Raw genomic sequence first — 14,165 nt, 5'->3', positions numbered from 1 at the left:
CAAATTGGGGATTGCATCAGCTAATGCCCAATTGATAAGATTCATACGACCTTTTAATTGCAATCAATCTTATTTATTTCACAAAAAACTAATAAAAACCGCTACGATTCATTAAAAACATGGAATTTAATTCAAACAATCTGTGAAAAACGATATAGGTAACGATTTGGAAACGCTTTATTTTTTCGCTATACTACAATTAGGACACGAAAAGGAGAGAATCACATGACAAAAATCACAGAATTATTAGGCATTAAATACCCAATTATTCAAGGTGGAATGCAACATATTTCAAGAAGTCCCTTAGTTATTGCTGTATCAAATGCTGGTGGGCTTGGACTTTTAACGACTGGGGCACTAGACGCAGAAGGCTTACGAAAAGAAATTCAGACAGTACGTGCCGCTACAACCAAACCATTTGGTGTGAACCTCAATCTATTACAACCTAATATTGATGAGCTAGTTGATATTGTAATTGAGGAAAAAATTGCTGTTGTCACTACAGGTGCTGGCTCACCTAAAAAATATTTTCCACGCTTTAAAGAAGCCGGAATTAAAGTAATCCCTGTTGTCGCTGCTGTCAAACACGCCCATAAAATGCAAGATTTAGGTGTAGATGCGATTATTGCTGAAGGTCAAGAAGCCGGTGGTCATATTGGAAAAACCTCGACACTGCCTTTAATCCGTCAAATCACAGAAGCAGTTGATTTACCAGTCATTGCAGCAGGTGGAATTGCTGATGGAAAAGCACTAGTCGCTGCTCTAGCTTTAGGCGCGGAAGGTGTCCAAATGGGAACGGTCTTTTTAGCAACCAAAGAGTGCCCAATACCAGATGCATTTAAGCAATCTATTGTTGAAGCAACGGATACATCAACGATTGTTACTGGACGTAAAGGCGGTCATCCAGTTCGTTCATTACAAAATGAGATGTTAGCGAATTATCTGACATTGGAAATGGCTAATGCACCAGAGGATGAATTAGAACAGTTGACTGTTGGATCATTATACAGAGCAGTGGTTGAAGGTGATACTAAAACAGGTACGATGATGGCTGGTGAAATTTCAGGTTTAGTTAATTCTATCCGTTCGGTGGATGAGCTTATCCAATCTATCATGTCGGATGCTCATGACACAATTAAACATCTACAACTAAACTAACAAGTTTAGTTAGTAGACTATCTATCAGCCAATCCTTTCCTAGCTACTAGCTTTGGGGATTAGCTGATTTTTTTATATAAAAAAACCACCGACCTAGTGTCAGTGGAAAAAGGAGTTTATCTATTTACTTTGGAGGAGTAAATAAAATGAAAAAGTTTGTTTTGTTAGGGTTTGTTTTGTTGGTATGCTTATATATTACCCAGTAATTATGAGGAATTTATGACCTTCTTCGCGCTTTTTTATGACTTATTTGCTAAGAAATTCTTAAGCTTAACTGCTAGTGTTAACTATAAAAAAACCACTGACCTAGTGTCAGTGGAAAAAGGAGTTTATCTATTTACTTTGGAGGAGTAAATAAAATGAAAAAGTTGTTTTGTTAGGGTTTGTTTTGTTGGTATGCTTATATATTACCCAGTAATTATGAGGAATTTATGACCTTCTTCGCGCTTTTTTATGACTTATTTGCTAAGAAATTCTTAAGCTTAACTGCTAGTGTTAACTATAAAAAAACCACCGACCTTGTGTCAGTGGAAAAAGGAGTTTATCTATTTACTTTGGAGGAGTAAATAAAATGAAAAAGTTTGTTTTGTTAGGGTTTGTTTTGTTGGTATGTTTATATATTACCCAGTAATTATGAGAAATTTATGACCTTCTTCGCGCTTTTTTATGACTTATTTGCTAAGAAATTCTTAAGCTTAACTGCTAGTGTTAACTATAAAAAAACCACTGACCTAGTGTCAGTGGAAAAAGGAGTTTATCTATTTACTTTGGAGGAGTAAATAAAATGAAAAAGTTGTTTTGTTAGGGTTTGTTTTGTTGGTATGCTTATATATTACCCAGTAATTATGAGAAATTTATGACCTTCTTCGCGCTTTTTTATGACTTATTTGCTAAGAAATTCTTAAGCTTAATTAATCCATTCTTCTCTCAAAATACCATATTTAATGGAATCATAGTAATTACCTTGCCAATATCGTACTTTACGAATGACCCCTTCTTTTGACATACCTAATTTATCACCAAGTACTTGCATACTAGGATTCCCAGACCACGTCGTAAAACCGACTCGTTGTATGTGAGGAAATTGTCCAAACATTTCCGTAATCCAGTGTTTCATAATATAAGTCCCAACCCCTTGATTCCAGTTAGTTGAATCATATAATACCAACCCGACTTCAAGCCACTGCTTAAGTATACCATCTTCCCAATGAGCACTCACCATTCCAATAATCCGGTCATTTTGAACAATTAGCTTAGCTAAAGTTGGTTGAATGAGATATTTTTGACTTGTTTTTAAAAATTCATTCCAACTTAATCGGGGATTATTAAAATATGGACAATTATAGACCATCCATTTTTGGTCACCTTTTGGACCATAACTAATCTCCCACCATTCGCGTAAATCTTTTTCTTTTATAGACTTTAATCGTAATACCATCTAGTTGACAACTCCTTCTTTTACACCACCTCAGAAATACCAGTCTCACTAATATTGTTGTATTAATTGGACAAATAAACCGCATGGCATTCATTACCAGCATATTCAACAATCTGTCCAACAAATACACGCTTTTCTAGTAGCTATTTCATCGAATCATTACCAATTACGTAATTCGTTACTAACCGATTGTACACTTTTTACTAGCAGATTCATGAAGAACTATTTGAAGGTCTTGTTTGTCCATTCCTTGGTCTTAATACTTTTAGTTAATCATCAGTTTTGCCAAGGTACAAATCACATTCTTCTAATCACATATATCTACCTCCAAATCATTAAATTCATTATTTATTATAAGAAAGACTAACTTCCTCATCCAATTGTCATGATATTCTAGCTATAGTTTACCATTGCTTTTTAAGATTATGTCTAAAATAATATAAATGACGAGTTAAAAATAAAATCATTATTTTGTCACTTTTTTCATTTCCTAACCGTTAATTATTATAACAACGAATAAAGGAGCTACTAAGATGCGAGATAAACAATCCGATAAAACTTTTTTTGAGCATCTATATCAGGACTATGAGCAAAAAATTTTTTATCGCGCCTATACAATTCTAAATAATAAAGGACAAGCTGAGGACATCACGCAAGATGTGTTTGAACAGCTCTACGTAGACAGAAAGAGAATTAGGAAATTAAATGAACTTCATTTAAAAAAATATATTTTAGTCATTGTCAAAAACAAAGCAATTGATCGGTACCGAAAAAACCAAACACAAACCAATTATTTAAAAGATTACCATACAGATAGCGAATCCAACAATAATGTCACAGATTATCTAGATGACTTACTTTCTGAAGATAATTTTGACGAAATCACACAGGTTTTAGATGTCCCCTACCGCCAAGTTTTTATGTATCGTGTATTCTATGGTTTAAATACCAAAGAAACAGCTATGATAATGAACGTTTCCGAACCAACAATCAGAAAACAATACGAACGAGCCAAAAATAAAATTAAATCACTTATTGGAGGGCAAAATCAACATGACAATACAAAAAAATAAAAAATTGAAGCAAGCAGCAGAAAAAATGGCATTAAATGATTTTGATCAAGCATCTGAAACACATGAATTTTCAGATAACTATTACCAACGAAAAAAAGCATTTCTCAATACTATGGACAACAAAAAAAATATAGCGTTTATCTGGACAACCAAGCGTATCGTCATTACTTTAATAATTGTCTTGTTTATTATTCCAAGCACAACCTACGCTATCTCTAAACTATATAATTGGTATGTCGAAAAAAATCAGTATCAAGTATCTCTAGCATTTGATAGCAACCAAACTTATACTCACGAAACTCTTTACAAACTACACCTAAATTATTTACCTAAAAATATGGTCAGTGATCCCGATGCTCTTAAATACAGTCATCAGGACAACCTAAATAAGGGTGGCTTGACTTTTGTTTTATGGAAAATCAATCAGAAGGCCGATTTCAATGTCTTATTCTCTGAAAGTTACAAAGAGACAATTTATGGTGGTCATAAAGCTTTACTAGTCAAAAAAACACCATCTGTTACAAATAGAGAAGTTCCATTTAATCGTAGAGTATTTCTACTATTTGAAAAAGAAGGTTACATTTTAGAAGCCTATGTTGGTCAAGATATGCCTAACGAAGATTTAACAGCTATTTTAAGCAATATCACTCTGAAAAGAACAACCAAAGACAACGCGACTATATATAATGATTTTGACGATTATCAAAAACAAATAAAAAAATCTGACAGACATACACCAAAATCTAAAAAACTACCCTTATCTCGTGCAACTATTCAACACATTGGTGAACCAGTCATAATTACACCTTTAGATGGTAAAGTTCAATTCACGGTAGAAAAAGTCCAAGTATTTGACTCAATTCAGACATTGAATCTAAACAATTTCAATTTATCTTCTTTAGAACAATTACAGGAAAACAAACTTTTAGATGAGCAACAACGCTTGCTGCCATTTAAGCAAAAAATAATTAAAGCTGGTGATGGAAAAAACTCACTCGATCAGGTCATTCAAGAAAAAACTGTTAAACCAATTTTCATCTATCTTACAGCGTCTATCAAAAATATGGAAAATCATCCGCTTAAAGAATTACACTTGCAAGATGCGCCTATTTTATTACAACAAAATGGTCAGTCACTCGTTGATGCTTCACTAAATTTAGAAACAACAGCTTTATCTGGAGAAGTCGATTATCTTGATAACCATGGAACAGAACGCCATTTTTATCAACTACCAACCTTAAAAGCAAAAGAAAAACGTCTCATTCATTTCGGCTTTTTTATTGATGACTACCAATTATCCCAACTATATTTACCTGTCTTTAATTATAGTGCTAATGAATTAGACTCACCTGATCTTAAACTAATTGATATCAGACAATAAACTCACATTTACTAAAAAAGTTTAAATTAAATGAACCACAGACACTAGCAAAAATTCTTTTTTGACTACTATCTGTGGTTCATTAATTGTTTTATTCGTGATAATCATACCCTAAATGATGATAAGCCATTTCAGTTGCGACACGGCCACGAGAAGTCCGCTTAATAAACCCTTTTTGAATCAAATATGGTTCGTACATATCTTCAACGGTTTCTGTTTCCTCACTAATATTGACAGCAATTGTTGATAAACCAACCGGTCCTCCTTGATACATCTCAATCATCGTACGCAATAACTTTTGATCGACATAATCCAATCCTTGATGATCCACCTGTAATAAACCCAGCGCTCGGTCTGCAATAGCCATATCGACTTGTCCAGTGCCTTCAACTTGAGCGACATCACGCACCCTTTTAAGTAAACGATTGGCAATTCGTGGGGTTCCACGAGAGCGACGAGCAATTTCATAGGCACCTTCATCTAAAATATCTGTTTGAAAAATAGATGCTGAGCGTAACACAATTTCTTTTAAATCATCCTCATGGTAATACTCCATATGTGAAATAATACCAAAACGATCGCGTAATGGTGCCGATAACATACCGGCACGAGTTGTTGCGCCAATTAATGTAAAAGGTGGTAACGGAAAGTGTACGGGATGAGCTGTTGGGCCTTGACCCACAATAATATCAACATAAAAGTCCTCCATAGCAGAGTATAATAATTCCTCTGCTACACGGGGAAGACGATGAATCTCATCAATAAATAAGACATCACCAGGTTCTAATTCATTTAGTAATGCGACCAAATCGCCAGGCTTTTCAATAGCTGGGCCACTAGACGTACGAATATTAACACCCATCTCATTAGCAATCACCATTGCCATCGTCGTTTTTCCTAAACCAGGTGGTCCATATAAAAGGACATGGTCAAGCGATTCTTCACGTGATTTGGCGGCCGCAATATAAATAGTCAATTCTTGTTTGACTTTATTTTGCCCAATGTATTGGGAGAGATATTGGGGACGTAATGATAATTCTAATAACTCCTCTTGTGGTACCAAATCGCTTGATAACGCACGTTCTTCCTCAGTGGTCATGACTTAATCACCTCTTACTTTTTCATCAATAATTTCAACCCATGACGTAAATACTCATCTGTGGTTGCTTGTGGCAGTGCTTCAAGCTCTTTTGTAATCCGCTTCACTTCACGTTCCGTATAACCTAACGCTCGCAAAGCTTCCAAAGCTTCTTTTAACTCATGATCGCTCACAACAGCGAATAGACTATCTTGTTTGGCCATCGCTGTTACAGCTGGTGTATCAACTGCTAAATCATCTAACTTACCTTGTAAATCAAGGACCATTTGTTGTGCTGTTTTCTTGCCAACTCCTGGAAATTTCGTTAAATAAGCCGCATCTTCTGTTTCAATGGCATAAACCAATCCACCATGATCATCTAGCGCCATAATAGCTAGAGCACTCTTTGGTCCAATGCCAGAAACACTAATTAATTTTAAAAATAATTGCTTTTCTTCTAATGTTGAAAAACCATATAAAGTATGCGCATCATCACGAATCACTTGATGGACATAGATTTTTACTTCTTGATTATAGTAGGCAGAAAAACGAAAAGGGTTTGCAACTAAAATTTGATACCCCACTAGATTAGTTTCCACCACTATGTAATAAGGGCTCACAAAAGTCACTAGCCCTTTTATATATTCAAACATTCACTTCATCCCTTCCGTACATACGTTCCCTAAAATTGTACCATAAATTACTAAAATACTAAACTAAGGAATGTACAGAGTTTACCAGCTAACTTTCCTCTTGCCTCTAAAATCGCTAGTCCATCAAGAATACGTCAAATGACTCATTTCATTAGACAAATAGCATTCAAAAACGGATAATCTGTTTAAAAGCTATGGAGGGTATACTATGCTATCTTTATTTATTTCTATCAAAAAACTACTGACATCTATCCGCTATATTTTACAGCGTGACGACACTAAATCACTATTAGTCTTAGTATTAATCACATTAATTAGTGGGACTATTTTTTATTCAACTGTTGAAAACTTAACTATTTTAAATGCCTTTTATTTGTCATTCACAACCCTAACAACTATTGGTTATGGTGATATCTATCCACAAACAGATTTAGGTAAATTATTTACGATTATTTATGCACTTGTTGGAATTGGTCTGATGGCACTTTTTATCTCAGTTGTTTCTAGAGCATATCTTTATTCTAAAACAGATAAAAAAAAGGAATCTTCTCAGAACAATTTTTAATACTCATAAAAACCTACTCATCACATTTTTAAAATGACATTTTTATTATTAGCCACTCTAAATCAGTTATCATTAGAAATAAAAACTTAAAAGTGCGATAATATGTCTATTAGAAAGAATAATTTAACAATACACGACGAAACGTTAATAAAACGTCTCTATCTGACTTCGAATAGTTATAGGCGAAAGTTAATTACTCGTACGTATGATAGATTACTTCTTTTAAAGAAATGAGGTAGATCACATGAGTAAAAGTAAATGGATAGGCTACACTTGACTAGACAGAAAAAATAAGGTGTGATGAGAATAAGAAAACACACTGGAGGAAATGTCATGTTAGAACGTAAACCAAGAAGAACTTTTACCAAAGAATTTAAACAACAAATGGTAGATCTTTACCAATCAGGAAAACCTAGAATAGATATTATTCGTGACTATGAGTTAACTCCTTCAACTTTTGATAGGTGGGTAAAACAAGGAACAACCACAGGTTCATTCAAAGAAAAAGATAATTTAACACCTGAACAAAAGGAATTAATCAAACTCAGAAAAGAACTTAAAATGCTTGAAATGGAAAATGATATTTTAAAGCAAGCGGCGCTGATATTCGGACGAAAAGGCAAGTAATTAAAGCCAACAAACATAAATATTCTATATCAGCGATGTGCCGAGTCCTTAAAATATCAAGACAAACTTACTATTATCAGGAAAAGAAGCCATTACTAGAAAGTGAACTAGAAGAAATTGTGGAAATGATTTTTCGCCAAAATAAAAAAGCTTATGGCGCTCGTAAAATAAAAAAAGCACTTAGTTTAGAAGGCATCATTCTCAGTAGAAGAAAAATTAGAAGGATTATGCGACACAGAAACCTCGTTTCTGTGTATACGAAAGCTTATTTTAAGGTGGTATCTTCTAATGTGAATGAGTCTAAAATAACCAATCAATTAAAACGTCATTTTAACTCCGTTATGCCATTAGAAAAAGTTGTCGCCGATTTAACTTATGTCAAGGTTGGCAATCGTTGGCACTATGTCTGTTTAATTCTTGATTTATTTAATCGAGAAATCATTGGATTTAGTTGTGGGGCATCAAAAGATGCCGAATTAGTTAAACAGGCATTTTATACGATTCCGTACGCCTTAACAAACATTCAGTTGTTTCATACTGATAGAGGAAAAGAATTTGATAACCAAGTGATTGATACCATACTAAATACATTTAATATCAAGCGATCGTTGAGTAGAAAAGGAAATCCCTGGGATAATGCCGTCGCCGAGTCAACTTATAAATCCTTTAAAGCAGAGTTCGTTTATCCCAATCAGTTTGAGACACTAAAAGAATTATCTGTGGCTCTTTATGACTATGTTCATTGGTGGAATCATTTCAGAATACACGGAGCATTGAATTATGTCACTCCGCTTAGTATCAGAGCTCAGAGATTAGCGATAGCTTCCCTTGAGGATGAGTCAAACTGTGATACGTGTGAGATAGCGGGTTGATTTTTATAAGTCAACACACCGCGAAAGAGTCACAGTTTGAGAGGCTCATGGTCAAGGGTAATCGGATAACAGTACCAATGTTTTGACACCTTATAATATTTGTCAAAAAAAGTGTTGCCATTCCATTCAGTTAATTTTTTTTGTTGTTCTACAAGTATATTAGTCATACTATTAGAATCTGTTACTATTAATTCTTTGATTTCATCTAAAGATACACCAAAAGATTTAAATAATTTAATTTTTTCTATTTCAGAAAATTTATTAAAACCATAATATCGGTAATTTGTTTTTGGGTCTATGTAACTGGGGGAAATTAAGTCTATTTCATGATAATAACGTAATGTTTTGATTGAAATATCAGCTAACTTTGAAAATGTTCCAATTGTATACATATCTTTTTCTCCTTACATGATAATTAATGATACCTTGTTAAGTCTAATTTTAAAAATAATATCATACAATTTCTAACTCAGTATTGCCACCTATGTAAACTCTCTGTCCCCTAAAAATCATTTGTTATTTATAAAACCGTTTATTGTTCCAATCAAAAAGGGAATAACAACTCCGATAGCAGTTAAAATAATTCCTAACTTTTGAGATACATTTAAATTTTTAAATTCAGTTTTAAAACTTATAAGAAGTACTATTATTCCTAAAAAACTTAGAAAACTTCCTCCAACGTAGATAATTGTCATTTTACAAAATCTCCTTTTTTCTAAAAATAGATACTTAAAAAGTAACTAAGTATACGTGATTTATATTAACTCCTGTGACTTTGGAATGGCAACACTTTTTTTGACAAATATTATAAGGTGTCAAAACATTGGTACTGTTATCCGATTACCCTTGACCATGAGCCTCTCAAACTGTGACTCTTTCGCGGTGTGTTGACTTATAAAAATCAACCCGCTATCTCACACGTATCACAGTTTGACTCATCCTCAAGGGAAGCTATCGCTAATCTCTGAGCTCTGATACTAAGCGGAGTGACATAATTCAATGCTCCGTGTATTCTGAAATGATTCCACCAATGAACATAGTCATAAAGAGCCACAGATAATTCTTTTAGTGTCTCAAACTGATTGGGATAAACGAACTCTGCTTTAAAGGATTTATAAGTTGACTCGGCGACGGCATTATCCCAGGGATTTCCTTTTCTACTCAACGATCGCTTGATATTAAATGTATTTAGTATGGTATCAATCACTTGGTTATCAAATTCTTTTCCTCTATCAGTATGAAACAACTGAATGTTTGTTAAGGCGTACGGAATCGTATAAAATGCCTGTTTAACTAATTCGGCATCTTTTGATGCCCCACAACTAAATCCAATGATTTCTCGATTAAATAAATCAAGAATTAAACAGACATAGTGCCAACGATTGCCAACCTTGACATAAGTTAAATCGGTGACAACTTTTTCTAATGGCATAACGGAGTTAAAATGACGTTTTAATTGATTGGTTATTTTAGACTCATTCACATTAGAAGATACCACCTTAAAATAAGCTTTCGTATACACAGAAACGAGGTTTCTGTGTCGCATAATCCTTCTAATTTTTCTTCTACTGAGAATGATGCCTTCTAAACTAAGTGCTTTTTTATTTTACGAGCGCCATAAGCTTTTTTATTTTGGCGAAAAATCATTTCCACAATTTCTTCTAGTTCACTTTCTAGTAATGGCTTCTTTTCCTGATAATAGTAAGTTTGTCTTGATATTTTAAGGACTCGGCACATCGCTGATATAGAATATTTATGTTTGTTGGCTTTAATTACTTGCCTTTTCGTCCGAATATCAGCGCCGCTTGCTTTAAAATATCATTTTCCATTTCAAGCATTTTAAGTTCTTTTCTGAGTTTGATTAATTCCTTTTGTTCAGGTGTTAAATTATCTTTTTCTTTGAATGAACCTGTGGTTGTTCCTTGTTTTACCCACCTATCAAAAGTTGAAGGAGTTAACTCATAGTCACGAATAATATCTATTCTAGGTTTTCCTGATTGGTAAAGATCTACCATTTGTTGTTTAAATTCTTTGGTAAAAGTTCTTCTTGGTTTACGTTCTAACATGACATTTCCTCCAGTGTGTTTTCTTATTCTCATCACACCTTATTTTTTCTGTCTAGTCAAGTGTAGCCTATCCACTTTTAAAAAATTAGATGATTAATTAATTAATTTCCTGAATACAATTTAAAGACCCCATAATCGTTATGAGGTCTTTTGAAAATAATGTTCTCTATCTTTATCATAATTTCTAATTAAATTAGAAAACTCATTTGAATTTCTTTTATTCAATTCATTCTGTCGATTTCCGATAACTCTGGAATGAAAGCATACATGCGCTATTCAAAATAAGTCAAAGCGACAACAATCTCTTTGACTTTTCAGTGAGTCGTTAAATCAATCAAAATTATTAGGAGGTCCTACCTAATATTTAGATTAGAAGTCGAAACCTTTTTTTAATTTTCAACTCTGCCAAAAATCTTATCTATTGACGTCCAAAAACCAAAACAATGCTTCGCCAATGTTTAAGTCAAAATAAATTACTTATATTTTTCTTCTAATGAACTCATCCATTTACCAAGCAAAATTCCAAGGACTAGCATGACAATACATGCTAAGTAACTAACAACGGTAAAACCAGTATAATTAAGTGGAATAATCATCACAGTTGAAGCAAAGACAATTCCCAAAATAAAATGAAATAATTTTGCATAAGCGATACTAAAAATATAGTCCATGACTTTTGATAAGGCCAAAACACAAATAATCGCACCTATAGCTAATGGAATTAAGACACTCAAATCTAAGTTTTTAATACCATCTGACATCGCTTTATACATACCCATATAAACTAAAAAATTTGATGGACTTAGGCCTGGGACAATCATTCCTAGACCAATTAGTCCTCCTGCAATCAACCAAGTAAAAAAGTTTTGTGCAACATTACCCTGGAATATTTGACTACCAAATAGTAAAAAAGCAAATCCCAAAATAAAGGTTACAATCATCACACTCGTATCCGTAGACGTCCGACCTTTTTTCCCTGCTTCACGCCAAAGTGACGGAACAGTCCCCACAATGCACCCAATAAAAAACCAAAGAATAATCGTTTCAAAGTTACCTAATAGATAGCTCACGCCAAAAGATAATAGAAAGACGCCCGTTAAGCCCCCTAGACCAACAGGTAAAAAATATAAAACATTTTGTTTAAAGTTTTTTGTAATATGAGCAAGAAATGAAATAATCCGTTCGTAAATACCAAAGATTGCAGCTAATGCACCCCCACTAACACCTGGTAAAATAAACCCCGAACCAATAAACATCCCTTTGATAAATCGTAATAGCCAATCATTTGTTTTTTCTTTTTCCATAATCGTCTCCTTTAAAGTCATTATGGCTTTATCATAGCGATTTTTAAGGAAAAAGGCAAAAAATTCTCAGTAATTAATCACTGTTACCGTGGAATAAAATGGGACATTACCGCTATATGAGTTGTTGTTGACTGTTTTGTGGCTAAGAAGAAGGCATGCTGACCAACTTTTGACAATTGATGATCAATTGTCGGTAACTTCAATAACTTCCCACTTAATTGATTTTCTTGACCTACAATCAAAGGGAGTGATAAATCGTGGTCAAGATAATATTGTCTAATACCGGCTGCGTCATCGTCACTATTAGCAAAGATATAATCAAATGACTCATAATCCCTGACCAACTTTTCGCCAGCTTCATAGCCATCTTGATAAGTAGTGACACCCGTAATCACTAGTTTTTCATCTGGTTCGCTTTGATAAAAAGCCCGGTATGCTTTCATCGTCGCTTTTGCAGTTGCACTAATCTCCTCACCACGACTAAGTAAAATTGCTCCTTGATTTTTCCCACGTTTTTTTAGCCACTGAAAGGCTTCTAAATAGGCTGGTTCACGAACAGAATAGACTGATAGAACATTTGCATCTTCTAACTTTTCACAGCAAACAATTGGGCCATATTTCTGATAGTTTTTAATTATTTCTAACTCAATTCTACGTGATGTAAAGATAAGACCGTCAAACACTTTACACCGTAATTGCTCCAAATAACTCTGCTCTCGTAATATGTCATAATCCGAGGGTAGCAAAACAATCCGATAATCGGTCACAAATGCTGCAGCTAGAATTCCGTCTAAAATTTGAGTGAAATATGGGTGATTGGTATGTGGCAAAACCACACCAATACTTTCTGTCCGTCCTTTGCTTAAATCACGAGCAATATTATTTGGTACATAATCTAGTTGCTCAATGACTTGTTGAATAGCCAGACGTGCTTCGGCTGATACATGATGTTTATTATTTAAAACTCGCGAAACAGTCGATACCGAATACCCACTCTCACGGGCAATATCACGAATTGTTGTCACTTTGTGTCTCTCCTTTAATACCCTTTCAGCTTAAAATAAATCGTTCGATGCCTTCTTTAACACCGTCGTCGTCATTTGATGTCGTAATCAGCTTCGTCAAGCGTTTCACATCGGTAGGTGCATTTTCCATGACGATTGGTAGGCCGACCAGCTCAAGCATTGGTATGTCATTGTATCCATCACCAAACGCCGCAACTTCTTCCGAGCTTAGGTTTTCTTTTTCTAATAAATGAGTAATCGCTGTTGATTTTGTCGCAACACCACTAGTCACCTCTAAATGATAACGACCGGCACGATGAATAGCTAAATGTTTTAGGCCTAGCTCTGTTAAAAAGTAAGTTAAGTTTACCATAGTTTTCTCATCAAACGTAATCAACATCAGCTTAAAAAAAGGATTACCTGGTCGGTTACATATCTTATCTAACTCGGTAATAACTGGTAACACACCAGTTATTCGTTTTTGAAATTCAACTTCTTCGCAGTTTTTTACAGTATACCATGTCTGATGGTCATATAAGCTAGCACTAACCTGCGGAAAATAGTGGGTCAATAACACAGACAAGCGTTTGACTTCTTCCGTATCTAAAGTGGCTTCAAACAATGAGCTAATTCCCGTATTAGTTGGTCTAAAAATCAAACAGCCATTAAACGCAATTTGTGGACTAGTCAGTCCTAACGACTCAATTGTTGGTAACATTTCCATGGGTGCCCTTGCAGATACCAGTGTCACGGGTATCTCTAGATTGTGCATAAATTGCTGAGTACTGACTGATACGCTCCCATTTGACGTTAACAGTGTCCCATCCATATCCGTAAATATTTTTTTAATCATTTCCATTGCCTCCTAAAAAACGTTACTGTTCTATAACCCTACTGTACAGGCTAAAACGCGTTTCAGGTCAAATGAAAAAGTGCTCATTTAGAT

The 14,165-nt window shown here is 34.3% G+C and carries 13 protein-coding genes and 1 pseudogene; 5 read left to right on the top strand and 9 right to left on the bottom strand.

Annotated elements, in window-relative coordinates; all coding sequences use genetic code 11:
* Positions 1-225: 225 nt before the first annotated feature.
* A complete protein-coding gene (locus tag BW732_RS07050; RefSeq protein ID WP_077276084.1) occupies positions 226-1,158 on the top strand; it encodes a DUF561 domain-containing protein in 933 nt (310 codons plus the stop codon).
* Positions 1,159-2,065: 907 nt separating this feature from the next.
* Here BW732_RS07050 and BW732_RS07045 read toward each other — a convergent pair.
* Positions 2,066-2,596, bottom strand: a complete 531-nt coding sequence (locus BW732_RS07045) for a GNAT family N-acetyltransferase (protein ID WP_077276083.1) — start codon at positions 2,594-2,596, stop codon at positions 2,066-2,068.
* 533 nt (positions 2,597-3,129) lie between these two features.
* On the opposite strand from BW732_RS07045, the gene BW732_RS07040 reads away from it, so the two are divergent.
* Together BW732_RS07040 and BW732_RS07035 are read left to right on the top strand one after the other, a co-directional pair.
* On the top strand, positions 3,130-3,669 hold the full coding sequence (locus BW732_RS07040; RefSeq protein ID WP_077276082.1) for a sigma-70 family RNA polymerase sigma factor: 540 nt from the start codon (positions 3,130-3,132) through the stop codon (positions 3,667-3,669).
* Positions 3,650-5,050, top strand: a complete 1,401-nt coding sequence (locus BW732_RS07035) for a hypothetical protein (protein WP_077276081.1) — start codon at positions 3,650-3,652, stop codon at positions 5,048-5,050. The genes BW732_RS07040 and BW732_RS07035 overlap by 20 nt, the downstream gene beginning before the upstream one ends.
* 91 nt (positions 5,051-5,141) lie before the next feature.
* On the opposite strand, the gene ruvB is transcribed toward BW732_RS07035, so the two are convergent.
* Positions 5,142-6,149 carry a Holliday junction branch migration DNA helicase RuvB gene (gene ruvB, locus BW732_RS07030; protein ID WP_077276080.1) on the bottom strand — a complete coding sequence of 336 codons (1,008 nt, stop codon included), beginning with the start codon at positions 6,147-6,149 and terminating at the stop codon, positions 5,142-5,144.
* 14 nt (positions 6,150-6,163) lie between these two features.
* On the bottom strand, positions 6,164-6,781 hold the full coding sequence (gene ruvA / locus BW732_RS07025) for a Holliday junction branch migration protein RuvA (RefSeq protein WP_077276079.1): 618 nt from the start codon (positions 6,779-6,781) through the stop codon (positions 6,164-6,166).
* Positions 6,782-6,989: 208 nt separating this feature from the next.
* On the opposite strand from ruvA, the gene BW732_RS07020 reads away from it, so the two are divergent.
* Both BW732_RS07020 and BW732_RS07015 read left to right on the top strand, forming a co-directional pair.
* Positions 6,990-7,346: a potassium channel family protein gene (locus BW732_RS07020; RefSeq protein ID WP_077276078.1), complete on the top strand. Its 357-nt coding sequence runs from the start codon at positions 6,990-6,992 to the stop codon at positions 7,344-7,346.
* Between the two features lie 333 nt (positions 7,347-7,679).
* A protein-coding gene (locus BW732_RS07015) for an IS3 family transposase (RefSeq protein ID WP_126844577.1) occupies positions 7,680-8,845 on the top strand; the annotation gives its coding sequence in 2 pieces (ribosomal slippage) (positions 7,680-7,959 and positions 7,959-8,845; 1,167 coding nt in all).
* Positions 8,846-8,874: 29 nt separating this feature from the next.
* On the opposite strand, the gene BW732_RS07010 is transcribed toward BW732_RS07015, so the two are convergent.
* From BW732_RS07010 to BW732_RS06985, 6 genes and pseudogenes are all read right to left on the bottom strand, one after another.
* Complete coding sequence (locus BW732_RS07010; protein ID WP_077276077.1) at positions 8,875-9,237, bottom strand: MerR family transcriptional regulator; 363 nt, start codon at positions 9,235-9,237, stop codon at positions 8,875-8,877.
* 117 nt (positions 9,238-9,354) lie between these two features.
* Positions 9,355-9,540, bottom strand: coding sequence for a hypothetical protein (locus tag BW732_RS07005; RefSeq protein WP_077276076.1), 186 nt, complete (start codon positions 9,538-9,540; stop codon positions 9,355-9,357).
* Between the two features lie 206 nt (positions 9,541-9,746).
* Positions 9,747-10,911 (bottom strand): annotated as a pseudogene (locus BW732_RS07000) (IS3 family transposase).
* 473 nt (positions 10,912-11,384) lie between these two features.
* Positions 11,385-12,236 (bottom strand): DUF368 domain-containing protein, encoded by an 852-nt coding sequence (locus tag BW732_RS06995; protein WP_077276075.1) that lies wholly within the window; start codon positions 12,234-12,236, stop codon positions 11,385-11,387.
* Between the two features lie 62 nt (positions 12,237-12,298).
* Positions 12,299-13,240 carry a LacI family DNA-binding transcriptional regulator gene (locus BW732_RS06990; protein WP_077276074.1) on the bottom strand — a complete coding sequence of 314 codons (942 nt, stop codon included), beginning with the start codon at positions 13,238-13,240 and terminating at the stop codon, positions 12,299-12,301.
* Between the two features lie 25 nt (positions 13,241-13,265).
* Entirely contained in the window at positions 13,266-14,072 is an 807-nt protein-coding gene (locus BW732_RS06985; protein ID WP_161485532.1) for an HAD family hydrolase, read from the bottom strand.
* Between the last annotated feature and the right edge of the window lie 93 nt (positions 14,073-14,165).

The sequence above is a fragment of the Vagococcus penaei genome, from assembly GCF_001998885.1.
Classification (GTDB): Bacteria; Bacillota; Bacilli; order Lactobacillales; family Vagococcaceae; genus Vagococcus; species Vagococcus penaei.
Note: the sequence above shows the minus strand (reverse complement) of the source record. Positions and strands in the feature narration are given on the sequence as shown.

Coding starts and splice junctions, on each gene's coding strand:
- BW732_RS07020 (WP_077276078.1), top strand. CDS start 6,990: ATGCTATCTTTATTTATTTCTATCAAAAAACTACTGACATCTATCCGC.
- BW732_RS06985 (WP_161485532.1), bottom strand. CDS start 14,072: ATGATTAAAAAAATATTTACGGATATGGATGGGACACTGTTAACGTCA.
- BW732_RS07040 (WP_077276082.1), top strand. CDS start 3,130: ATGCGAGATAAACAATCCGATAAAACTTTTTTTGAGCATCTATATCAG.
- BW732_RS06995 (WP_077276075.1), bottom strand. CDS start 12,236: ATGACTTTAAAGGAGACGATTATGGAAAAAGAAAAAACAAATGATTGG.
- BW732_RS07050 (WP_077276084.1), top strand. CDS start 226: ATGACAAAAATCACAGAATTATTAGGCATTAAATACCCAATTATTCAA.
- BW732_RS07010 (WP_077276077.1), bottom strand. CDS start 9,237: ATGTATACAATTGGAACATTTTCAAAGTTAGCTGATATTTCAATCAAA.
- ruvB (WP_077276080.1), bottom strand. CDS start 6,149: ATGACCACTGAGGAAGAACGTGCGTTATCAAGCGATTTGGTACCACAA.
- BW732_RS07035 (WP_077276081.1), top strand. CDS start 3,650: ATGACAATACAAAAAAATAAAAAATTGAAGCAAGCAGCAGAAAAAATG.
- BW732_RS07045 (WP_077276083.1), bottom strand. CDS start 2,596: ATGGTATTACGATTAAAGTCTATAAAAGAAAAAGATTTACGCGAATGG.
- ruvA (WP_077276079.1), bottom strand. CDS start 6,781: ATGTTTGAATATATAAAAGGGCTAGTGACTTTTGTGAGCCCTTATTAC.
- BW732_RS07005 (WP_077276076.1), bottom strand. CDS start 9,540: ATGACAATTATCTACGTTGGAGGAAGTTTTCTAAGTTTTTTAGGAATA.